General features: G+C 36.8%; 17 protein-coding genes. 9 read left to right on the top strand and 8 right to left on the bottom strand.

Translation table 11 applies throughout. From position 1 onward, the window contains the following. The first annotated feature begins 149 nt into the window (after positions 1-149). The 6 genes from ACIQAA_RS14125 (at position 150) to ACIQAA_RS14100 (ending at position 12,847) form a co-directional block, all read left to right on the top strand. Entirely contained in the window at positions 150-2,609 is a 2,460-nt protein-coding gene (locus ACIQAA_RS14125) for a S8 family serine peptidase (protein ID WP_402620457.1), read from the top strand. A gap of 504 nt (positions 2,610-3,113) precedes the next feature. Further along, on the top strand, positions 3,114-4,556 hold the full coding sequence (locus ACIQAA_RS14120) for a DHA2 family efflux MFS transporter permease subunit (protein WP_402620454.1): 1,443 nt from the start codon (positions 3,114-3,116) through the stop codon (positions 4,554-4,556). Between the two features lie 427 nt (positions 4,557-4,983). Then, a complete protein-coding gene (locus ACIQAA_RS14115; protein WP_402620451.1) occupies positions 4,984-9,141 on the top strand; it encodes a 5'-nucleotidase C-terminal domain-containing protein in 4,158 nt (1,385 codons plus the stop codon). 223 nt (positions 9,142-9,364) lie between these two features. Beyond that, positions 9,365-10,963: a DUF7852 domain-containing protein gene (locus tag ACIQAA_RS14110; RefSeq protein WP_402620449.1), complete on the top strand. Its 1,599-nt coding sequence runs from the start codon at positions 9,365-9,367 to the stop codon at positions 10,961-10,963. Between the two features lie 212 nt (positions 10,964-11,175). Continuing rightward, entirely contained in the window at positions 11,176-11,931 is a 756-nt protein-coding gene (locus ACIQAA_RS14105) for a CsxC family protein (protein WP_402620447.1), read from the top strand. Between the two features lie 484 nt (positions 11,932-12,415). Beyond that, entirely contained in the window at positions 12,416-12,847 is a 432-nt protein-coding gene (locus ACIQAA_RS14100) for a hypothetical protein (RefSeq protein ID WP_402620444.1), read from the top strand. Between the two features lie 600 nt (positions 12,848-13,447). Here ACIQAA_RS14100 and ACIQAA_RS14095 read toward each other — a convergent pair. After that, positions 13,448-13,864: a hypothetical protein gene (locus ACIQAA_RS14095; RefSeq protein ID WP_402620441.1), complete on the bottom strand. Its 417-nt coding sequence runs from the start codon at positions 13,862-13,864 to the stop codon at positions 13,448-13,450. A 363-nt stretch (positions 13,865-14,227) separates the two neighbouring features. Here ACIQAA_RS14095 and ACIQAA_RS14090 point away from each other — a divergent pair, with 363 nt between their 5' ends. Both ACIQAA_RS14090 and ACIQAA_RS14085 read left to right on the top strand, forming a co-directional pair. After that, complete coding sequence (locus ACIQAA_RS14090; RefSeq protein ID WP_402620438.1) at positions 14,228-14,596, top strand: helix-turn-helix domain-containing protein; 369 nt, start codon at positions 14,228-14,230, stop codon at positions 14,594-14,596. Positions 14,597-15,083: 487 nt separating this feature from the next. Next, complete coding sequence (locus tag ACIQAA_RS14085; RefSeq protein ID WP_402620435.1) at positions 15,084-16,016, top strand: sulfotransferase family protein; 933 nt, start codon at positions 15,084-15,086, stop codon at positions 16,014-16,016. 154 nt (positions 16,017-16,170) lie between these two features. Here ACIQAA_RS14085 and ACIQAA_RS14080 read toward each other — a convergent pair whose 3' ends face one another. The 7 genes from ACIQAA_RS14080 to ACIQAA_RS14050 form a co-directional block, all read right to left on the bottom strand. Beyond that, positions 16,171-17,139 (bottom strand): hypothetical protein, encoded by a 969-nt coding sequence (locus ACIQAA_RS14080; RefSeq protein ID WP_402620432.1) that lies wholly within the window; start codon positions 17,137-17,139, stop codon positions 16,171-16,173. A gap of 19 nt (positions 17,140-17,158) precedes the next feature. Next, positions 17,159-18,277, bottom strand: a complete 1,119-nt coding sequence (locus tag ACIQAA_RS14075; RefSeq protein ID WP_402620429.1) for a glycosyltransferase family 4 protein — start codon at positions 18,275-18,277, stop codon at positions 17,159-17,161. A gap of 33 nt (positions 18,278-18,310) precedes the next feature. Next, entirely contained in the window at positions 18,311-19,207 is an 897-nt protein-coding gene (locus ACIQAA_RS14070) for an NAD-dependent epimerase/dehydratase family protein (RefSeq protein WP_402620427.1), read from the bottom strand. Then, a complete protein-coding gene (locus ACIQAA_RS14065; protein ID WP_402620424.1) occupies positions 19,207-20,031 on the bottom strand; it encodes a dTDP-4-dehydrorhamnose reductase family protein in 825 nt (274 codons plus the stop codon). The genes ACIQAA_RS14070 and ACIQAA_RS14065 overlap by 1 nt, the downstream gene beginning before the upstream one ends. Then, a complete protein-coding gene (locus ACIQAA_RS14060) occupies positions 20,031-21,017 on the bottom strand; it encodes a polysaccharide biosynthesis protein (RefSeq protein ID WP_402620422.1) in 987 nt (328 codons plus the stop codon). Before ACIQAA_RS14060 ends, ACIQAA_RS14065 begins: the two co-directional genes overlap by 1 nt. Next, positions 21,010-22,101 carry a non-hydrolyzing UDP-N-acetylglucosamine 2-epimerase gene (wecB, locus tag ACIQAA_RS14055; protein WP_402620419.1) on the bottom strand — a complete coding sequence of 364 codons (1,092 nt, stop codon included), beginning with the start codon at positions 22,099-22,101 and terminating at the stop codon, positions 21,010-21,012. Before wecB ends, ACIQAA_RS14060 begins: the two co-directional genes overlap by 8 nt. Before the next feature lie 231 nt (positions 22,102-22,332). Further along, positions 22,333-23,046 carry a glycosyltransferase gene (locus ACIQAA_RS14050; RefSeq protein ID WP_402620417.1) on the bottom strand — a complete coding sequence of 238 codons (714 nt, stop codon included), beginning with the start codon at positions 23,044-23,046 and terminating at the stop codon, positions 22,333-22,335. Between the two features lie 203 nt (positions 23,047-23,249). Between ACIQAA_RS14050 and ACIQAA_RS14045 the strand changes: the two genes are divergently transcribed. Then, positions 23,250-23,975 (top strand): sulfotransferase family 2 domain-containing protein, encoded by a 726-nt coding sequence (locus ACIQAA_RS14045; RefSeq protein WP_402620414.1) that lies wholly within the window; start codon positions 23,250-23,252, stop codon positions 23,973-23,975. The last annotated feature ends 42 nt before the right edge of the window (positions 23,976-24,017 follow it).

The following is a 24,017-nucleotide window of genomic DNA, read 5'->3' as shown; positions in this document are numbered from 1 at the left end:
GGCAGCTTGTAATTGAATGTGGTTACTACTTCTGTACTAGAACAAATAGGTATAAAGGCAAAATAAGATACCCCTTTTGCAGAATAGTTATCATCCATTTTCTAATAGATAATGAAAAGGAAAATAAACATTCATTAGGGGGTCTAATTTTGAAAACGAAAGCACTTTTACTAACGTGCATACTTGCTATCTCACCTATTTTTTCAATGGCATCTGTATCCAACGCGACCACACAGGCAGGAGCACATATTGATCCGGATATAACAGAACTACTACAAAAATCAGTTGATTCAATCCAGGCAGTTGTAACCTTCAAAGGTGACGGAGCGCCATCTGCTACTCAGTTAGGAGTACTAGAAAAACTGGGGATTAAACAGGGGATGTCATTTCAAAGTTTACCGATCACAGGTATAGTTGCCACGCCCGAGCAAATCAGTGCATTGGCTGCGAACCCAGAGGTTTTATCCATCTATTATAATGAGAAAGTAACATACGAAAATGAAACGGGAACAGAGCTAACGGGTGTTGACCAATTGCGTAAAGACGACACCTTCCGTAAGTTAAATGGCGGACTGCCGGTCTCAGGTAAAGGGATTGGGGTTGTGGTGAACGACAGTGGAATAGATGGCACGCATCCTGATTTAGAATTTGGAAATCATGTGGTCCAAAATGTTATGGCCTCCACCAATCTGCATGCTCTTAACGATTTGCTGCCGATCTCATACGTGGAAGATGTTCCGAATACAGACTCAACTGGCGGTCATGGAACCCATGTTGCAGGGATTGTTGGCGGAACTGGAGAAATGTCTAGTGGAAAATATGAAGGTGTAGCACCTGGTGCCAATATCATTGGATATGGTTCTGGCGCGGCTGTAGCCATCCTCGATACAATCGGCGGATTTGATTATGCGCTAACACATCAATCGGAATATAACATACGCGTAATTACCAATTCATGGGGTACAACAAGCGATTCGGGGACGGAATTCGACCCGTTTGACCCGATTAATATTGCTACGAAGAAGTTATATGACCGCGGTATCGTGACGGTGTTCTCTGCAGGGAATTCAGGACCAGGTGAATCTACCATTTCTGGAAATTATAAAAAGGCACCTTGGGTAATAACCGTAGCTGCCGGAACAAAGCAAGCAAAACTAGCCGAATTCTCTTCTCGCGGAGTAAACGGCAAAGGTGGAACAGTTGTTGTCGATGGTGAAACTTTTAAGTGGGTGGACCGTCCAGCGGTAACTGCACCTGGAGAAGGCATTATTTCTACTAGAGTAGTAGCACCCGTTTCTAGTCTTAGTGCAACCGACGATGTACAAAACATTGATCCAGCCCATCTTCCTTATTACACAACGATGAGCGGCACCTCGATGGCTGCCCCGCATGTTGCAGGTATTGTTACACTTTTACTAGAAGCAAATCCTAGATTATCACCAACGGAAGTAAAAGAAATTTTACAGAACACTGCTTCGAATATGTCTGGCTATGAAAAATGGGAAGTTGGTGCTGGATATGTAAATGCTTATGCTGCTGTTGATGCTGCATTTAGCAATCGTGCATACGGGACAACAGTGAATGCAAATCGTTCATTTAATGCCAATGTTACTCTAAATGTTAAAAGAACACCATTTACAATTAACTATAGCAATTTAAACCTAGATGGGAATACCTATACTTTTGATGTTGAACCAGGCTTAACAGAAATAACAGCTCGGATTAACGCAACAGGATTACTTGGTCAGACTGGAAACACCATTAACCTTGTATTAGTTGATCCAGACGGAAACGAATATAGTTCTGGAATTTATTTGCTATTCCCGCTTTACACCGATCGTACGGTTCAAGTTACTTCACCAAAAGCAGGCCAATGGACAATGAGGCTTGAAGGATTAGACGGAATTGCCCTTGATGAAGAAGTCAAAGGTGAATTAACAACAAAGAAAGCCGGCAGTTTTACAGGTTTATCGGATATCGCGGGACACCCTGCCGAGTCAGCCATCAAGATTGGTGTAAATGAGAGATTACTTGATAGTTATGCTGACGGAAGCTTCCGTCCAAATGACAACTTAACGCGTATGGATTTAGCTAAATATGTGGTTATGGGCGCAGGTATTCGTCAGTATTTGCCGGTGACAGGCACCACTACTTTCCAAGATGTTAAAGGGGAGGACTTAGCATTCGCTGAAGCAGTGGCGGCAAAAGGTGCGGCACTACGTGATCCCGCATACAAAGGCAAAGGGGTCATGGCTCCGACTGCAACTGGCAAATTCTCTCCAAAACAAGCTGTAACACGGACTGATTTAGCTTATACCCTTGTGCAAAATCTCGGCCTTCAAGCAGATGCAGAATCGAAGATGAACGAGTCATTAACCGTTCAATATGGTGATTCAAGGATTGCTATTGCCGATAGTTCTTCGGTACCGGCACACCTTCGCGGCTATGTTCAGCTTGCATTAGACTTAAATATTTTAAATGCCTACTTTGAGGTTACGCAAGGTCCTTACGATCTGCTACCCACGGTAACAGCTAAATTCAAACCAGATAATAATGTAGCAAGAGGCGATTTTGCAGTAGCCATTACCCGCTACTATGCACAATACTAAAGGATTACTAAGTAAGAAAAACAAATTCTTAATACGCTAAGAATAAAGCAGTCATCCTATCTGATGACTTTTTTTTCGTGGTAGAAGTTTCCGACAAAAAACACCGCCTCTCATACAAATATTGACAAAACCCTTTCTGTTTTTATAGTAAAATAGTAAATAAGTACTAGTTTTTTTAAAATAGCAAGTTTTTACAAGCAAGTGGAGAGCTTCTGCAAAAAAGCGTACAGCTTCTACAAAAAAGCGTACAGTTTCTACAAAAAACCATACAGCTTCTACAAAAAACCATACAGCTTCTACAAAAAAACGTACAGCTTCTACAAAAGACCATACAGTTTCTACAAAATCTCCCTTCAATGCACACCAATAGCTGTCCTAAAATCTAAAAAGTTAACCTCTAAAGCCTGCTTTATTTGACATTAAGCTTCTAGAACATTTCATTGGAATTAAGAAGGAAAACAAGGTAATCTGTAACAGTATCTTTTTAAATAGGGAGTTGAATGAATGAAGAGTTCAGAGAATAAGCAATCGCTGATTGTGGGCCTTTTGCTGGCAGGAGCTTTTATCGCGATCTTGAATCAAACGCTGATGATAACAGCAATCCCTCCGATTATGGATGAAATGAGCGTTACCGCAAATAGTGCACAATGGCTGACCACAGTCTTTATGTTGGTGAATGGGATCATGATTCCCATTAGTGCCTTTTTATTAGAAAAATTTACCACAAGACAGTTATTTATCTCGGCAATGAGTGTTTTTACGGTAGGAACGGTTGTCAGTGGGATTGCCCCTAATTTTGAAATTCTTCTTATGGGAAGAGTCATTCAGTCTGTAGGAGCGGGAGTCATGCTGCCACTAATGACAACCGTATTCTTACTTATCTTCCCGGTCAATAAGCGCGGTGCAGCAATGGGTCTTGTCGGCCTTGTGATATCCTTTGCACCAGCCATCGGACCAGCATTGTCTGGTTGGGTGACATCGCAATTTTCGTGGAGAGTATTATTTTTTATTATTTTGCCTATTGCTATTATCGATATAGTTGTTGCATTCCTTTTCTTGAAAAATGTCACAGAAGTATCAAAGCCAAAAGTGGATATCATTTCGATCCTATTATCGTCATTCGGTTTTGGCGGGCTGCTTTATGGATTTACGAGTGCTGGAAATTACGGTTGGACTCATACTGCAACCCTGCTATCACTAGCAATTGGCGTTGTATCATTGATGGTATTTATTTTCCGCCAACTAAGACTGAAACATCCGATGCTGGAATTTCGTGTTTTTACGTTTTCAATATTCCCTTTTTCCGTAGCAATTGGAATGATCAGCTTTATGGGATTAATTGGAGCAGAAACCATCATCCCGCTCTTTATGCAGAATATGAGGGAGTTTTCTGCCTTTGAGGCCGGGCTTGCTTTATTACCTGGTGCAGTGATTAGCGGGTTTATGTCACCAATTGTTGGAAGAATATTTGATAAAGTCGGGGCAAGATGGCTCGTGATGATTGGATTAACCATCATGACGGCAGCTTCTTTTGCGTTTACGACTTTAAGTCCGTCGACCACGTTGACCTATATTACAGTCCTTTATGGGATCCGAATGTTTGGTCTCTCTATGGTCATGATGCCGGTCGCAACAGCTGCCTTGAATCAGTTACCAAAACGATTAATTCCCCATGGGGCAGCCATGGATAATACGATGAAAATGATTGCCGCTTCGGTCGGAACCGCAATCCTTGTTACGGTTATGACAACAACAGCGGAAACAGCAAAACAGCGCCCGGACATTGCCTTTCCGGATATATACGGAGCGAACATCGCCTTTATGGTCGTATCCATCCTTTCCTTAATAGGACTGATTCTCACTTTTTTCATTAAGCATAACCGCCTGCCAAAGGGTGAATCAGATGGAAAAAGACAAAGAAATGTAGAAGTGAAACTTCAGGAGTAGTGGCAGTGGTTTCCAATGATAAAAATACTGATACGTTCCTTACATTGTATGGAACGTTTTTTCTTTTAGCGAAACGCTTTTAATCATCCATAGGAGAAAAAACAAATTTTCTTCAATTCTAGCAATTATCTAAAATCTAGGAGGAAGGTTATGGTAATTTGTTCTCATTTAAGAATAATTAATAAATAGTATGATAGAGGTGTAGTAGTGTCAATTCGATATTTTATTATGTAAAAATTATTAATGATTTGTATAAAATGAGTAAAGTTTTCGTTAAATAGAACGAAAAAACAAGAGAAAATGGTAATTTAGGAATATATCTGTGGTACTTTCCTAGATAAGAAAGGAGGAAAGGTTTAATAGATTTGGAAGAATTTGTGGAAGTACTACTTTTATAGAGGTAAATAGATTTAGAGGAGGGATACTTATGAAGAAACATAAAAAACAGTTTATGGCTATAACGACAATATTGGTCATGTTAATAGGGATGATTCTCCCATTTCGTGCACAGGCGGCTGAACCGATTACGGTTGCAGAAGCAATTGCGAATAATACGGGAACAGCAACAGTTGAGGGGTACATAGTCGCATATACAACTGGGACGAATAATTATGATTTTGAGGCACCGTTTGCTGGAGATACAAACTTTGCCATCGCTGACAGCCCTACGGAAAGGGACCCAAAAAAGATATTACCCGTTCAAATTACTACTAGTTTCCGCCCAACCTTTGGATTATTAACAAATCCTTCGATCGTAGGTAAAAAGGTTTTTGTTACTGGTTCACTTGAAGCTTATTTTACTGTACCTGGCCTAAAGTCTCCAACAGCCATTACCTTTGATGGTACAACACCGCCTCCAGTTGAAGACCCTATAGATGGCATATCAGGACTAAAAATTCGCGACATTCAAGGTCAATCTCACATTTCATCGTATAAAGATAAGAATGTAATAGATGTACCTGGGGTTGTTACGCAAGTAGTCGACAACAGCAATTTCTACATGCAAGACCCTAATCCAGATGAAAATTCACAAACATCAGAAGGCCTTCTCGTTTACAAGCCAACTCACGGTGTTGCTGTCGGTGATAGTGTAACTGTTTCAGGACTTGTAAAAGAGTGGGTACTAGATGGTTATGCCGAAAAACTTCAAACCGATTTAGCGATGACAGAAATTAATGCCCAATCTGGAAAGATTACAAAGGTTTCTAGTGGAAATGAACTACCGAGTCCAATTATGATCGGTAAGGACGCTATTCCACCAACTTCTGTCATCGATAACGATCAATTAGGAACATTTGATCCAGCAGAAGATGGCATTGATTTTTATGAAAGTCTTGAAGGAATGCTTGTTTCTATTGAAAATCCAACAGTAACAGGACCGCAGAAATATGGGGAAGTACCTGTTATTTTAGGTCAAGTGGATGGAAAAGCATATACAAAGGAAGGAACTCCTCTTTTAACAAAGGAAAATCAAAATCCAGAGAAAATGCTTCTTCAGCTGGATAATCGCAGCTTTGTAACAAAAGCGGGTGACTCTTTTGATGGAACTGTCACAGGAGTGGTTAGCTATACGTTTAGTAACTTTAAGATTCTAACAAAAGCAGCTGATTTACCAGCACTAGTAGAACGTGAAAGAACGAATGAAGTAACGACAATTCAAAAAGAAGAAGACAAACTAACAATCGCAGGCTACAATATCGAAAACTTCGCAGCTTCTGATGCCGTTAAACGTGATAAGCTGGCGAAATCAATGGTCGAGAACTTAGGCTCTCCAGATATCATTGGTCTTGTTGAGGTTCTTGATGAAAGTGGAGAAACAAATAACGGTGTGGTCAAAGCGGATGCCAACTATAAGGCATTAAGTGAAGCCATCCAAAGTTTTGGTGGACCAGCCTATGCTTGGACAGAAATTGCTCCTGAGGACGGTAAGGATGGTGGAGTGCCAGGAGGAAATATCCGTGTAGGTTATCTATACAATCCCGATCGTGTGACGTTAAATGAGGCACCAAAGGGAAATGCCACAAGTGCTGTGGCGTATGAAAATGGTTCTTTAACATTAAACCCTGGTCGCATTGATCCAACAAATGCTGCATTTAACAGCAGCCGAAAGCCACTTGCAGCGGAATTTACTTTCCAAGGCGAAGAAGTTATTGTCATTAACAATCACTTCAACTCAAAAGGCGGGGACGAACCTTTATTTGGAAAAAATCAACCGCCGTACCTTGAAAGTGAAGCACAACGTCTGCAAATTGCCACAATCGTTAATAACTTTGTTTCTGGCATAAAAGAAAAGAATGAAGACGCCAATGTAGTGGTATTAGGCGACTTAAACGATTTTGAGTTTTCTGCACCACTAACAGCTTTAAAAGGTGATGACTTAACGAACTTAGTTGAAACGCTTCCTGCTTCTGAAAGATACACATACAACTATCAAGGAAATGCACAAGTGTTGGATCATATTCTAGTATCCAATAACTTAGCTGAGGCAGCTACACTAGATATCGTAAACTTTAACTCTCCATATATGGAAGAGCATGGACGTGCAAGTGACCATGATGCACTTGTAGCTCAGTTAGATTTGGCTGTAGAGGAAGGACCATTTACGCTGTCGCTTCTTCATACAAATGATACACATGCATATGTTGAACAATTCCCTAAACTGATTACTGCTGTGAATGAGTTGCGTTCACAGAAGGAAAATAGCCTGTTGTTAAACGCAGGGGATGTGTTCTCAGGAACATTGTATTTCAGACAGTATTCAGGTCTAGCAGACTTGTATTTTATGAATCAATTAGGCTTTGATGCCATGACACTTGGAAATCATGAGTTTGATAGGGATTCGGCGACATTAGCGAACTTCATCAGGCAGGCAGAGTTCCCAATTGTGTCTTCCAACGTAAATATGGCTGACGATGCTGACCTTGGACCATTATTCTATACATCAATCGGCGGAACGAATGAACAAGGAGAAATCTTCCCTGCGATTATTAAAGAAGTGGATGGAGAAGAGGTAGGAATATTTGGATTAACAACAGAAGATACAGCTTTCCTAGCGAATCCTGGAGATAACATTGTGTTTGAAGACGCAGTTGAAAAAGCCAATGAGACAATTGATAGGCTTGAAGCACAAGGTGTAGACAAAATTATTGCTTTATCCCACTTAGGTTATCAACCAGATTTGGATTTAGCTGAAAAGGCAGACGGAATTGACGTGATTGTTGGCGGACATTCCCATACAAAACTAGATGCACCAGTTGTTGTCGAAAAAGAGGAGCCGACACTAATCGTCCAAGCCAATGAGTATTTAAAATACCTTGGTGTTCTTGATGTAACATTCGATGAAAATGGTGTAATAGCGAATTACACGGGGGAACTAAAGGACTTAAGTAAGTATGCAGAAGATGCTGCTGCTAAAGCAAAGGTGGAGGAATTCAAAGCTCCTTTAACAGAACTTCAAAAACAGGTAGTAGGAAATTCATCCGTTGCATTAAATGGTGAACGTGCTGATGTTCGCAGCAAGGAAACCAATCTAGGAAACTTAATTGCAGACGGAATGGCTGCAACAGCAAATGAGTTCATCCCAACGTATATTGCGATGCAAAATGGCGGCGGAATTCGTGCCTCTATTGATCAAGGCGATATCACGTTAGGGGAAGTGTTAACGGTACTGCCATTTGGTAACAACCTCGTGACTCTTGACCTAACAGGAGAAGAAATTCTGGCAGCGTTAGAACACAGTGTGAGCGCACCTGGACAAGGTTCATTCATGCAGGTATCAGGGTTAAAGTTCAAGTACGATCCTGCGCAGCCTGTTGGTGATCGCGTCTGGCATGTTGAGGCATTAACCGCTGATGGATATGAAGAAATTCAGATGGATAAAATGTATCGCGTAGCAACCAATGCCTTTACTGCGGACGGCGGCGATGGATACAGTATGTTTAAAACAGCGAAGGCCGAAGGTCGTATCGCAGAGTTATACATTGTAGACTTTGAAGTGTTTACTTCCTATTTAGAAAAAGTAAACCCTGTTTCTCCAGTGGTGGAAGGTAGAATTGTACAAGAAGTTGAGGATAGTGAAGCTCCAAAGCCTCCTTCCGTAAACGAAGTAACTGACCAATCGACACAAGTGACTGGAACATCAGAACCAGGTTCAACAGTTGAAGTGTCGGTTAATGAAACCGTTATTGGTTCAAGTACGGTATTAGAAAATGGTAGTTTTGTAGTCGAAATAGCTAAGCAAGCTGCTGGAACGGAGCTTTCCGTTACTGCAACAGATGGTGCTGGTAATGTCAGTGATGTGACGGTAGTGACGGTAGTAGACGTAACACCGCCAGATCAACCAAAAGTCAATCATGTCATTCACAATGATACGGCTATCACAGGAACAACGGAAGCCGGGGCAAGTGTTAAGGTCATGTTGGGTAAGGTGGAGCTCGGTTCAGCTGTAGCAGATACGAACGGTAAGTTTAAAGTATCTGTGCCAAAGCAAAAACATAAGAATTTATTAACCGTGACGGCAACAGATGATGCTGGAAATGTTAGTAATGTAACGATTGTTGACGTATTAAAGAAAAACGAGATGTAGAAGGAAGGGCAGGTTGCTGTTTGGGCAACCTGCCTTTTTAATTAGCTGCATTAATGTTTTTAATTTACCTATAAATAAACCACCTTTAAGGACAGTTAAACCGTTATTTGGTCACATTAATGAGTATTAGGCATACATAAATATAATAATGATTTTAATTTAGGAGTTGAATACTATGCAGACTCCATGGGTAAACAAAAAGATAATGGATGAAATAATCTCTATGCAAACTGATACATTTATAAGGTTTCCGTTAAAACCGATCTTAGAATATGTGAACGAAACTGAAGAACACTTAGTGAGTAGCAGAAGGTCCAGTAAACAGGAGGAAAACAAATCAAATAGAACAGGGGATACAAAAAACAATAAAAATGAAGAACTGGTCCTTTTTACCGAAGAGAATATAATAGAACCACTGGTAGACTGGCCCTCTTTACAACAACTTGTCGAGCCAACTACAGAAATGGATATTTATGAATACACTTCGGAAAACGAGCCAATGCATGTGGAAGAAGTGTATGTCCCTTCCCTTGAAGATAATGTAATGAGATCAATAGTAGAGGATTCTTCTTCATCAGACCAGATTAAGGTTACGTTAGAAGAGGTTCTTGGAGAAAACGCTGCTAACCATGGTAGCGAGCCGTCGGAAACTAATAAGGGACCGCTTTCTTCTTTCGATGAGATAGTAATAACAGCAACGGTAGAAACCCCCTCTTTAATCCCACTGAGCAAGGTTATAACAGAATCAACTTCTGTTGAGAATCCTCCTATTGATTCAATCGTTGATATGGGAAATAAACAAATAACTCCTTCCTTTACAGAAGAATCTGGTCAAGAAAACACCTTTCATGTCCGAAATGTTGATGAAAAAGAAAAGGAACTAACAAAAGTTTCAAGTGATAAGCTAAAAACAGACCTTGAAGATCAAGAATTACAAAAAAAGTCTTATGAATATAAAGAGGAGCAATTAACCAGTTCTATAGATTTATTTGGCATCAATGATTTGAAAGAAAATGACATGATTACAGCAACTGACCCCTTAAATATTCAGATTCCTGTAATCGTTGGAAAATACAATATTGAAATTTGTTTAGAGGATGAAGAAATTTTCGAGGAAAAGGTACAAGAAATAAGAGAAATTTCTAATAAAGTCCTATTGACCACTTGTAAATTTATACCATATGAGTTGTCGTCAGTGTTAGATAATGGTTCTTGCAAAGCCTTAAAGGGGAATTTATTAATTGATGGAATCATTGAACAACAAATTAAGTTTATTTTTGAAAATAAGCAAACTGCTATTATACAAAATCATTCAGTATATACTCAAATGAACCAAAAGAATGCAAAGTACTTACGTAAACTTAATTTCGGTAGATATAGTTATGTACCTCAACCTGACTCTATAAACAATCCCAACCCAACTTTTGAAGTACAAACCAATCATGGCCAGTACTCTAAACGGCTGATAAATTCCATGAATAAAACCATTCCCTTTAATAGTGTAGTAGCAATAGACCATTTCCTGCACCCGCCTCTTTACGGTTCCATTGGGGAAAAATTATACACGTTTCAAAAAAATCTTGACCATGAAATGTCTAATGCTGATACAACACAATTTACTACTACAACCTATTATCCCGAAAATACACATGGCAAATTAATTTATTCTAAACTGCATGAAAATGTAAATATTTTAAAACACGAAGAAAAATATATCAAGTTCCCTAGAATCAAACTTAGGCAGTTTATTGTATTGGAGTTATTGATTCATTTACTCCAAGAGCAGTCTGTTCAAGTTCAGATCCCCAAAAAAGGGATTTAAGCTAACGCTAGCCTACTAGTCAAGTAACTGTTCATAAGTAGGCTATTTTTTTCTCGTCACGGATAATTCTTGAATACATAGTAAGAGTACACATCCCCCACCTTTCTAAAAAAAGGCTCTTTCACCACTATCATAACCCAAACTTGTTTGTACATGCTGAATACAATATTGGTGTAGATAAATATATATAATATAGGAAGGATGATTTTTTTATGTGTAAAAAGAACGATCAAGTTCAACCGTTAGTCTGTCCAGTTGTTTCAGACCAACAAGGCTCATTTAATGACTCTCCAGTAAACCGTGTTCTAATTCCTAGTACAGCAACCCTTAAGGTCCCAGTTGTATTAGCGGAGCGAACTCTGCAAATTGTAGTTGAGGCAAATGTTCCTCTTAACCCTGCGGCTACAGAAATTAAAAGAGTTCATAAAAATGCGCAGCTTACTCAAGTTAAACTCGTACCTGTTGCCTTTACACCTATTCCAGGTACCAACTTTTTTAATGTAACTAGAGCAAAATTATTTGTTGCTGGGACAATTCGTAAAAATATTGAGTATGCTTCAGTTGCTTGTAATGCACCACTAGTTGATAGAATTGCTACAATCCCATTTTCAGGCTTTGTAGAACTAACTGCTGGAGACTTCCTTGCATTCCCAGTTCTTGCCGCATCTTCAGACGCAACAGCACAATTTCTAGATGATAAAGATGACTTATCTCCACGCTTTGATAAATATTTCTTTCAAAATCAAGTCAATTATAATGAACAACCTTATGGTGAATTGATCCGTGCAAATTTCTTTGAACTCGATTTTTCACCGAACAGTGTAAAACCAGGAGCTGCATTTAACCTTTTACGAGAAAAAATTGTACTGGATCTAACTCTTAAAGTATTACAGGTTCAACAATTTGAAGTAGAAGGAAACCGTGTAATCCCATCATCAACTAATGGAATTGTTGGTCCAGGTAATTAATTGAATTAAAAAATTAGCTAATATAATCAAATATAATTGACTTTTTTAAACCGATGGGTGTATATCGAAAGGCACTCCAACTTTATGCATATTGTAAAATCAGTCCCTACATGTGATTACAGGAGAAGAGAACGCATCTAATGATGTGGTCTCTTTTCTTTTTTTAGTTTGCTTTTAGTCTGGTAAAACTTTCAGCAAATGATGACTTTTTTACCATCAGTCCAAGCCTCGTTATCATCATAGTAGAAATAAGTACTATATCCGTGTTTGTAAAATAAGTATAAATAATCATTGTTTTTTTATTTTGTTAAGTAAAAGGTTATAAATTTTTTAACAAAAGCCCCCATTCTCGTAAATGCGGTTTCGAATAATTTTATACTTCATCTTGAAATAATTGTATTTTTTGTCCCGTGAAAATCAGATTTACTAATGATTAGAAAATGGAATTATTAGTAATGAGTTATACAAAAAGGGGGAATAAAGTATGAGAGAAATAAATTTAGTCCATCTTATGAGCATGCTTATTAGAGATTATGAAAAAGTATGTGGCCGGGCAAGATTTGAAATAAAAAAGATTGATGGTACCTTTACATTGATAGATATACATCAGAAATTACTGGATTTAGTTAATTTACAACGGAATAATCTTATTGGGAAAAAAATTTCTGATCTCCCTATTAAAAGAGATTGGACAGAGAAATTGCTTTCTATTTTTGAGAAGGCATGGAAAGGAAAAGAAACGATTTATTATCTATTCCCTCCAACCAATGATAATATTTTTTTAGTTGTTCAATTAGAGGCTGTCGTAAAGAATGGAGTAATCGATAGGATAGAAGGGTGTTGTGTTCCTTTAGAATCTAAAGAACTCAAAGGGAGATTTATGGAATCTATTATATCCCATGATGATGAAATATAAATAATTTAAAAATATTATGTGCTGCTATAAAACAAACCGATTATCTTTTTGCGTTCTATTAATAATTTTAATGTTTAATACATTCTAACATGATGGTAAAAACGTATGCCTAAATTAGGGTTCGTACGGTTTTGTAATGGAGGGAAGCCTTGTGAAAGGTTTCCCTCCTTTTATTAGAAAATCTATATTTGGAACAGCGTTAATGCTAGTCTCAAATTAATAGTGGTAGAATCAGGTTATGGTGATTTGGGAAAATGCCTCCTTTGAGCTCGTGGAAATAACATAATTTGGAATTTTTTTCTGACGTAAGTTATACGAAGCATTTTCTTTTCATAACTTGAAAAAGAGTGATATAAATAGAAAGGAATAATAATAAAAGGAGTATAAATGGACCCCGAAATATATGGAGCACCATTATAAAGGTGAAGGAAAAAAATATTTCATTGAAATTTTGGTTAACATACCTAATAAATTTTAATATTATTTCTTATTTTACCAATAATGTATTTTTTCTGCAGCATTCACTTATATATGTTATCAGTAAAAGCGCTACAGTTATCAGAACTTAAGTATTTCACATCTGGAATTGTAAATATGCAATTAAAAGTAATAAATAGGTAAACGGGTGCCTTCAATATGTTTAATGTCAATCGGTACACAAGATCCGATTAATCTATCCTTATTTCCCTCTTTTTTGACTGGTCTAACAGTAACAACTAAACATACATTTTCATTGGTATTGGGTGTTAAAAAAAAAACCACTTTTTGACCGTTCAATGCTTTATTAAATATCGCAGTAAGTTTCTCTGTATTGTCTTGGTTTATAGGAAAATCTATAAGTGACTTTCCGATTATATCGTTTTGGTTTAAATTTAGGATATCTAACAATTTTTGATCTACGTTTGTATAAGTAAAGGAATTATCCATCTTTTGAACTTCAAACTGCATCCTTCCATTTACTTTCTCATAATCGTCTATTAGTTTACTTACAAGGCTGGCAATGTCAATTTCGCGCAAATGTTCCACCTCGTTTTATGAATGTAATCGAATTATGATAAAGAAAATGTCAATTTGAAATGATTCAAATTGACATAGTTCTAATTTCCTGAGCATATTTTACCATTCGTTTATTTAAAAAGCAATATATCCCACTTTGAGCAAGTCTGATTATCCGAAAAGCGAAATATATAAAAAGACAACAGGTCTGTGACCTGTTGTTAAATGGATGATTTTTTCTGTATTAATATATGCGCCATTTTGGTTTTATGAACCAATTTTTTATTTTATTTTTGCCGTTTTTACAAAGGAATATGATAAATATACCATTTTCCACTTTTTAGCGATAAAATAAACTTAAAAAAGGAGTTTAGAACCAACCACATGAATTACAAAATTAAAGCTCTTCGGAAAAAAAATGGTGATACCTTAAAGGAATTATCCAGTAAGATAAATTATGATTATAGTAATCTTTCTAAAATTGAAAGAGGAATTTATCAGCCTTCATTGGAAATTTTAAAAAAGATAGCTGAAGTTTATAGTGTGTCGATAAATTATTTTTTCGAAGAATGCAATAGTTATACTCCAGATGAACGAAACTTTATTGGAGAACTCGATATTTGTAACGAAGATCTATTGAACAAATATGAGCTAGTGATAGACGGAAAGAAGCTGTCAGAAAAAGAACTGGAATTTGTAATCGAAGTTATTCGCAATCTTCGGAGTACTTTCAATAACAATAATAAACAATAACGTTAAATTATTAAGCCCCATAACTTGAATGATACATACTCCTAACACTTACAGCATAAAACTGACCTCATACTTATAGCGAACCTTAAGGGGCTTATTATATACTACAGAATACCTTCATCAAAAATAAAAATTCATATACAAAAAAAAGCTTTTTGTATTTTTTTAACAATAAATATTATTCTAGTGCAACCGTACAAGCAAAAAACACCTTTATAAATATAATATATTATGAAGGTGAGGTGGTCTTATGTGTTTATGTAGTGAGTTTAATAAAAGATTATCACCTAATGGCTTGTACCAAGGAAGAGCTCCTTTAACCAAAACTGCTAAATTAGTTTCACCACAAACAATGGTGAAACAAACTACGCAAATGTATAAAAGGAGAGGGAAAAACAAGTAATGGGTATGACAAAGCGATTGTATACAATTCAATCGCTTTCTTTATGTAATTTACCATCTAAGTTTATTTAGGGAGGTAATAAATATGAATAGAATCATTAAAAAACCCATTTTCTTGGTAGGCTGTATGCGTAGTGGAACGACAATCCTGGCAGACTTGCTGGGGAGCCATCCAAATATCATTCATTGTCCGTTTGAATTGCGCAGTGTTTGGTCTAAGACTGGCAATATTCCAATGGCATCCCCTAAAACACAAGATTTAAAATGTCCTTGTTTAAAAGAATTTGACGTCCAGCCCGGTCAAGCAGAACGATTGTCACGTGCATTTATAACTGAAATGAAAAAAAACAGAGGAAGCAAAAATTTAAAGCATGCATACTTTTTAAATAAAAATCCCCACCTAGCTAACAAGCTGCCGTTAGTAAATGTTCTTTTCCCTGACTCAAGGTTTATTTGGATTTATCGAGATATGCCAAGTGTGACTGCTAGTTTAAAAAAAATACTAAACCGAAAGGTAATTCATTATTGGCCGGAAAAAGATGACTTGGAAACAGTACGATGCTGGGAATGTCTCTTTAATGGTAACAGTATTCCTCCCCAGCTAGATCGGAAACGCTGCTTCCCGGGAGGAGACATTAAGTACTTAATGGAATATTGGTTAGAAACAAATAAAGCCATTTCAGATTTTTCGCAAACCATCTCTTCAGATAGAATTTTCTTAGTCAAAGAAGAAAAATTAATTACTGAGCCAGATAAAGTGTTAGCCAATTGCCAGTCGTTCTTAGGTATCCCAATCAATCTACCCAAAATGATGATAAATAAAATTGACAGGAACCGGAATGAGCTATGGAGTAACAGTTTACCAAAGGTGGAGATTCAATCCATGTTAAATTTTGTCCAGGAACATGGCGATTCTTTAAATGGAATATTTCCAGAAGGGAAGCTTTTCGAAAGGTACAATGCAATGATTTTATCTAAACTTTTTTCTGAAAGGGCAGAATCGATAAAAACAGATTGATAATACTGACAGGAACTTAATCAATACTAACTTACCGCTAAAACAAGTATTGCACGATAAAAACTTAGGCATCTTCATTAGAAATATGGTCTAACACTGATGCCTAAGCTCTTAAGTTGACTGAAATTTACTAAATAGTTTTATATTGTAATTTTTACTCATCTTCACTGTGAATTGAAAAAACAGCGTTTAGTCCATATGGTTCGAGATTGATTTCCCACAACAGTTTTCCCTGAGATAGATGATAACAAGCAATTCTTGTAGGTAAAATATAATTTTCTTGTTCGAAAAGCGGGGCACCTTGTAATCCGTTTTTGGATGGCCGTATCCTTGTAAATCCTACAATCACAGTATCATCATTAAGTACTTTAATTCCTCTGCACCAACCTAATCTATTTTTAGCTTGGGAAAAATCATTTAAATCATATTCTATTTTAACTTTAAGGGTTTTAGCATCAACGGCAACTATATGTCCGTCTACTTTTGTGAAATAAATGGTATTCCCGACCAAAACCCCATCATGAACCAATGACCCTCCGATATTAATGTGGTGATTGGATTTAGTTAAACAAATTGCGTCTTTTTGTAAGCAGCGAGTTACCCAAATATCATTGCCGAGAAGGAAAACATAATTAGGGTGTGATTGATGCGGTTTTGTGGTGAGAACCTTTCGATAATCAATCGTTCTAGAAAAGCGTTCCCATGGATTTTGACCAAGAACATTCCACTCCTTTAAAATAGTACCCTTTGGATCAACCTCCACAACCATATCCAAACCAGTATTAACCACCATATAATTTCCATTATGGTTCGGGCGGATATGATGAACATCATTAAAGCATGGTAATGATAAATAGCCAATCTGATTCAGTTGTGGCAGGGAATAGATAAGTATTTCAGTTTGTGTACATACGTATAGCTGTTTGTTTTTAACGGTTCCGGCCTTAAAAACGATGGAAGGATCTTGATTAGGACAAACTTCTTGAGGAGAAATATATTCCAAGCTTTTTATAAATTGCTTGTTATCTAAATCAAGTTGTACAATAACCCCCTTTTGATACTGGTGCCATTCGTCTGCAATCCTGTCCTTTTGTTGTCCACCAACAATATATAACGTTCGCATAGGTTTCAATGCTCCTTTTTTATACCCGCTTATTCCCACCCTTTAATAAAGCCTGGTGATAAACAGCTATCGTATTTTGGATCATTTTTTCAATTGACCAATTTTCGATGGCCCATGTTCGTCCATTTTTTGACATGGAATCCCTAAGTGGTTTATTTTCTATAAGGTTTTTTATGTTTAAATAGAGAGAATGACCGTCTCTCCTAGGGTTTACCAATCCAGTATCCCCATTTTTCACCATTTCTGGTATTCCGCCAGCATCGGAGACAGCAACTGGGATTCCTGCGAGTTGTGCTTCCATTACGGCATAGGGCATATTATCCTGCAAACTAGGAAACACAAACAAATCTGCCTTCTTTAATAAGGCAGGAACATTTTCTTGATTCCCAAGAAATTGTACGTATCCACCAAGCCCTAATCTATTTACTTTTTGTCTAAGCTGAAGCCTTAGTGGACCGTCGCCTATAATCCAACAAACCCAATCCTGCCGTTGTTGTTTTAATTTTGAAAGTGCGTCGAGTAGGAATAGATGCCCTTTTAAGGGAATTAAGCGGGCCGTACAAACGAGGATGAATTTATCATTTGGTTTTGCGATTGGAGTGTGAATCTCCATTTTTCGGAAAAACTCTTTTGAATCGATACCATAGGGAACAATGTTAAATAGTTGATTTTGTTGGATTTTATACTGAGTTAAAAAAATATTTTTTAACCAATGTGAGGCAACGATACATATATCACTAGATGTTATCGCTCTGGACTCGAGATTCATCATTTCCTGCCAGGCAGGTGTATTTTTCTTTAAAGCACCGTTAATTAACATATTGAAAGCTAGAGCCCCGTGCAAAGAACTGATCAAAGGGACTTTTTTTGGTCTTATTTGTGAAATTGCTACTGTGGGTATAATACCTTGTGAATGAATTATGTCGTACTTTTCAAGAGATAAATGAGCAGCTGCTGTTCGGTAAACGGCTACCTGGGCTTGGGTTGTCATATTTTTTTTTGCATTTTTTATAAAAGGATTATGTGAAAATACATCGACAAGGTGACCTTGAGATTTCAATCCTTGTATAAGTTGTTCAATATAGGTTGAAACACCGATTTTTCCTGGATAATTTATTGATGTAATGAGGATTTTCATGAGTTATTCCCTTTCAGTTTGCTAGGTTAGTAATTAAATTACACGATAAAAGTTGAGCGTATCAAGCAATGAAGTTTCAAATGAAAAAGCAGGTGTCCAGCCTAATTTCATTAGTTCAACTGGTATTGTTTCACCCTTCGATTCTATTAGTTCATTTGAATGACATTTAAGCTCAAAGTTTACGCTTGTTAATGATTGTAATCCGTTAATGATTTCTTTGAGAGAACGTTTCTTTCCTGAAGCTATGTCATATATTTCTCCAGGTTTGCCTTTCAAGAGGAGAGTTTCATAAGCACTTACAGCATCCCTCACATCGATAAAATCACGCTTCGCATTTAGATTATTTACTTCAAGAACCTTTTCAGCTTTTTTATTTTCCATATCTGCTATCTTTTTAGCAAAAATAGAACATACACCGTTTGAGAAGCCTGGCCCAACTAAATTAGAGGGTTTTGCGATGACAATATGCATATCGTATAAAACCGCCCATGATTGGGCAATCAGTACTTGAAGTGTCTTGCTTAAACTATAAGGGTGAGTGAGAGTAGATATATCTTTTGGATTAAATTGGAGGGCTGAACCTGCCACTACGATTTTACAAGCTGGGTTTTGTCTTCGAAGGGCGTCAATTAAATAGGCAGTTGAGAGTGAATTCGCTTCTATTGATGCGATCGGATCCAGCCATGATTGCCCAACGTGATTTTGTCCTGCTAAATGAAGAAGAAAGTGGGGTTTGATTTTTTTTATTAGATTATTTACTTGATCTTTATTGGTAAGATCACAACATTCTATCTGAACATCTTTGTTTTCAGAAGCTCTTGTATTTACAATGGCGGTAACGTCAAAACCCGATTTCACAAAATGTTTACATGCATGCTGACCCGTGAATCCACTTGCCCCTGTAATTAACAATTTTTGCTGTTGATTCATTACCTTTTCATCCAATCCTTTAATTCCACTAACATTTTTTCATAGGGAGGAACCAAGTGATGAAAGTCAGTTCTAGTACTTTTAATGGTACGATCAAGTACTACTTCATCATCCTGAATGATTTCTACATCATTTTTATCAAATACTTTTTGAATCATTTTTAATAGCTCATACTTTGAAACTTTTGTATCTGAACCTAAATGATAAAGCCCAGTAATGTTATTCATAATCATTTTTTCAGTTGCTTTGGCTAGTTCCAGTGTTGTAACGCCATTCCATAGGGCTTTTTTATATCCTTTAATTTCTCCGGTTTGTTTCATGAACCACAGGAATAGTCCAATTCCATTTTCTTTTAATTCTGGCCCGATGATGGAGGTGCGTATGGTTAAATGTTGATTACTTAAAACTTCTCCTAATAGTTTGGATTGAGCATAAATTGAGGTTCCATCCGGGATATCATCTTCGATATAATCACCTTTTTTTCCAGAAAAAACACAGTCTGTACTGATATGGACTAATTTCCCTTGATGGCGCTCGACTATTTTGGCCAACTGATGGGGTAATAGGCTATTAATCTGGAAAGCCAATAGCCTGTTATTAGTTGCATGGTCATTTAAAATACCAACACAGTTGATGATAATATCCGGTTTTGTTGATTCGATTATTTCTTCGATTTTAACTGAATCGGTAACATCAAGATAAAGACTATTTTTATCATGTAAATCCCTAGATGTATAGATGACATCATACTGTGGCTTTTGCATGAAATAGGCGGTCATTACATGCCCGGCCATTCCTTTGCCTCCAAGAATTAATATTCTCATTAAATAAACCTGCCTTCTGATAACATCTCTTTAATTTCCTTTTTACTCATTAATCCTGTACTAGAGTTATAATTTTCTAAGTTTACAGGTTTGTAATTTGAATAGTGTTCCTTCAAGCCATTGATTTGAATAGCTGGCAAAATAACATAATATTCTTCATCGTAGGAGACGGTCATTGTGCTTTCATAAGCAGACAGAAGCAATTCATGGATTTTTTCCCCAGGGCGGACACCTAGTATTTCAATCCCGACATTCTCAATTTGTGAGGCTTCTATTAATACCTCGGCCAGGTCAATAATCCTACACGCAGGCATTTTCAAGACAAAGATTTCACCGCCAAGACTATCAAATGTTGCTTTAAAAACCAATTTGATTGCCTCTTCGACGGTTATAAAAAATCGTGTCATATTTAAATCTGTAATTCCAACCTTATGCTTTTCTTGAATTTGCCGCTTAAAAACATGGATGACACTCCCATTTGTTCCTAAAACATTTCCTCCACGTATACATACGAATCTTGTTTTCGTATTTAATGTATTAGCATGAATGATTAATCTTTCACCCATTGCTTTTGATAATCCATAGAAATTGGAGGGGTCTGACGCTTTATCTGTTGAAATATATATGACTTTATGGACTTTACAGGCAATGGCTGCATTTATTACATTCTGGGTACCAATAACGTTTGTCTTTAAGGCTTCAATCGGCTGATCTTCACATACCGGAACATGTTTTAAAGCCGCCAGATGGTAGATATATTCAACATCTTGGCATGCTTCGATTAGCTCCTCTTTCTCTTTAATGTCACCAATGATAAAACGCAGTACCGGATTATTATCAAATTCTTGTTTCATGGCAAACTGACTGGATTCATTTCTTGAAAAAATACGAATTTCCTTCGGGTGGTAGGTTAATAACTGCTTGACTAGTTCATGGCCCCATGATCCTGTACCGCCAGTAACTAAAATAATTTTATTTTTAAACAACATTCATACCTCCCATTAATATTTTTATGACTTTATCCGAAACATTTTGGTGGTCATAGCCTTCAGGGATCGACCATGATTTTGGCTGATTCACCATCACATGAACACAATTAAGTATCTTGTTTGCATTGATACCTGATAAAATATTGCTTCCACATTCTACAGTTTCGGGTCTCTCAGTAGTTTTCCGAATGGTTACGGTCGGAACGGAAAAAAGGCAGCATTCTTCCTGGACTGTACCACTGTCAGTCAAGACACAAAAAGCATTTTTTTCTAAATTGATAAAATCAAAAAAGCCAAAGGGTTCATGAAATTCGATTAATGGATGAAAACTAAAAGAAGACTGGCCTTCTAATCTGGATTTAGTTCTAGGGTGTATACTAAAAATTACTTTTTTTTGATAGGTCTCTGCTACCAAATTTATTCCCTTCATGATTTCTAATAAGCGGTCTTGATGATCAACATTTTCAGCACGATGGGTGGTAACCAAGAAGTAGTTGTCCTTCTCTAACGACAATCTACTAAGGATATCACTTTGTTGTATCTTGTTCTTGTAATTCTCTAACACCTCATATATGGGATTACCAGATACAATGACTCGATTTGAAGGAATACCTTCCTTAAGTAAATTTTCTTTGCTTTGAGGGGTATAGGGTAAGTTGAGGCTTGAAACAGCGTCGATCACACGACGATTTTTTTCTTCCGGTACTTCTAGATCAAAACAACGGTTGCCAGCTTCCATATGGGTCACTGGAATTCCCATTCTTTCCGCTAAAATCGCACTTAACCCGCTATTGGTATCCCCTAAAATTAAAACTTTATCTGGTTTTTCCTTTAATAAAATCGCCTCTAGGCTTTTAAACATCTCTGAAAGTTGCTGTCCGAGTGAATGATGTTGACCTGGCAATATATAATCAGGGTTTCTAACCTCTAATTCTTCGAAGAAAATATCACTTAATGAGGAAGTGAAATTTTGCCCAGTATGGACTAAAATGTGGTGTTCGGCAAGATCATCTAATTTTTTAATAATTAGACTCAGGCGGATAATTTCAGGCCGGGTCCCTAAAATGGTCATTACTTTCACTGTTTACACTCCTTAGTTGAAATAAGTTGTCGGTTTTTTTCATGCTTGCCCTTTTTTTTAATAGATTATGCGGTTATCCTCTTGGTGCAATAGGCAGCTCTATTGATATATTTACCAATTAAAATGGCTCTCTCAGCCAATTTGGCAACTTTGTGAGAGAGTGGCAGGATTTATGGATAAACCTATTCAAATAAATAAACCCCTTGGAAGCCAAGAGGTTTATCACTGTTATTATCGTTCGATGTATTTTAGAAGAAGTGGTCGATAATATATTTCAATTTCAGCTAGTTCTTTACGCATTTGAGACTGGTATTTACTTGTACCTGATTCTTCGTGCTGCCTAAATTTCAAAAGTACTTCATCTAAGTAATGTAATTGATGGCCTTTTACTAATAGACGAAGCCACATTTCATAATCATGTGTGTACCGATGATAAGGATTAAAGTAACCAATCCGGTCAAAAAGGTCTTTCTTCACAACAACTGTACACCCATTGACAGGGTTAATGTTAAATGTTAAGAAAGCTTTGTATATCTGTTTTAAATCAGAAATACGGTAGCTGGCCCACGGAATAACAACCTTATTATTTTTATCAATAATATCATAATTTGTAAAACTCGCTTCAGCGTTTCGGTTAAGCATAAATGAAATCTGTCTAGATATTTTATGGGGAAGAAAATAATCATCGGAGCTTAACCAGGCAATATATTCTCCCGTAGCAGAACGTATTCCGTGGTTTAATGCTGTAGCGGTACCTCCATTCTCTTTTTTTAGATAAGTGATTTTTCCAAGAAATGGAGTGATCTTTTCGGTGTAAATCGTCGAACCATCATCTACGACGATAATTTCGATATTTGGATATGTTTGATTCAAGGCGCTATTAATAGCCTGATCTACGTATTGACAGTTGTAAAAAGGAATAATAATGGAAACCTTTGGATACACATCTCATCCTCCTGAACTTAAAGGGAAATCCGTTCTCACTACTAAGATTCTATTTTCCTCGGAATACACTATTTAATATATGTGATAAATGTTGAATGTGATATATATTGGTTCTTTAAACCTATTAGCTTAACAATATTGAATATAAATACATATGCTGTTTAAAATAAAATGTTTCTAATAGAGTGGAGATGATTAACAACATGACAAACGATAACCTTACTGTTTTTATGCATATACCTAAAACGGGGGGAACTACTTTAAATGATATTTTTAGAAAACAATACCTTTTTGGTGAAATATTTGATCATGATTCGTTAAAAGGGATAAAGAAAACAATTGATAAGGTAACCATGGAGGAAAAGAAAAACATTAAAGCCATTGCAGGGCATTATTTTTATGGAATCCACCAGCATTTTCAAAAACCATATACTTACTTTACTATGATGCGGGAGCCAATCGATCGTGTTTTGTCTGCGTATTATTTTCTACAGAATTATCCTGGTTATGAAAGAGTAAAAAATATGAGTCTTGCAGAATTTGTGTTACAAGAGCCTGAAGCCAATAATATGCAAACTAAGCTGGTTTCCGGACAAATGTTTAACCCTACTTTGGAAAAAGCAAAAGAAAATCTAAAAGCGTTTAAAGCTGTAGGTATTACCGAATCATTCAATGAGTCACTAGTTCTATTTAAGAAGGAATTTGATTGGAAAAATATTTACTACACAAAACAAAACATAACAAAGAATCGCAGGAAAAAACAGGAAATCCCATCTTCGGATATCAACTTGATTAGAAAGCATAATGCACTAGATTTAGAACTTTACGAATTTGCAAAGCAGCTTTTTTATCAAAAACTTACTACTTTAACCATAGATGAACAAAAAGAATTGCAAAAAATCAAGGAACAGCAAAACAAGCTATCCTAACAGCGTAAATCGAAAAAATAGAGCAACTTTTTTCTGAGCAGA

The organism is Neobacillus sp. NPDC093182 (genome assembly GCF_044754045.1).
Note: the sequence above shows the minus strand (reverse complement) of the source record. Positions and strands in the feature narration are given on the sequence as shown.

Excerpts from the sequence above, each read along its gene's own strand:
- ACIQAA_RS14120 (WP_402620454.1), top strand. The coding sequence starts at position 3,114 with ATGAAGAGTTCAGAGAATAAGCAATCGCTGATTGTGGGCCTTTTGCTG.
- ACIQAA_RS14115 (WP_402620451.1), top strand. The coding sequence starts at position 4,984 with ATGAAGAAACATAAAAAACAGTTTATGGCTATAACGACAATATTGGTC.
- ACIQAA_RS14110 (WP_402620449.1), top strand. The coding sequence starts at position 9,365 with ATGCAAACTGATACATTTATAAGGTTTCCGTTAAAACCGATCTTAGAA.
- ACIQAA_RS14105 (WP_402620447.1), top strand. The coding sequence starts at position 11,176 with ATGTGTAAAAAGAACGATCAAGTTCAACCGTTAGTCTGTCCAGTTGTT.
- ACIQAA_RS14100 (WP_402620444.1), top strand. The coding sequence starts at position 12,416 with ATGAGAGAAATAAATTTAGTCCATCTTATGAGCATGCTTATTAGAGAT.
- ACIQAA_RS14090 (WP_402620438.1), top strand. The coding sequence starts at position 14,228 with ATGAATTACAAAATTAAAGCTCTTCGGAAAAAAAATGGTGATACCTTA.
- ACIQAA_RS14085 (WP_402620435.1), top strand. The coding sequence starts at position 15,084 with ATGAATAGAATCATTAAAAAACCCATTTTCTTGGTAGGCTGTATGCGT.
- ACIQAA_RS14080 (WP_402620432.1), bottom strand. The coding sequence starts at position 17,139 with ATGCGAACGTTATATATTGTTGGTGGACAACAAAAGGACAGGATTGCA.
- ACIQAA_RS14075 (WP_402620429.1), bottom strand. The coding sequence starts at position 18,277 with ATGAAAATCCTCATTACATCAATAAATTATCCAGGAAAAATCGGTGTT.
- ACIQAA_RS14070 (WP_402620427.1), bottom strand. The coding sequence starts at position 19,207 with ATGAATCAACAGCAAAAATTGTTAATTACAGGGGCAAGTGGATTCACG.
- ACIQAA_RS14065 (WP_402620424.1), bottom strand. The coding sequence starts at position 20,031 with ATGAGAATATTAATTCTTGGAGGCAAAGGAATGGCCGGGCATGTAATG.
- ACIQAA_RS14045 (WP_402620414.1), top strand. The coding sequence starts at position 23,250 with ATGACAAACGATAACCTTACTGTTTTTATGCATATACCTAAAACGGGG.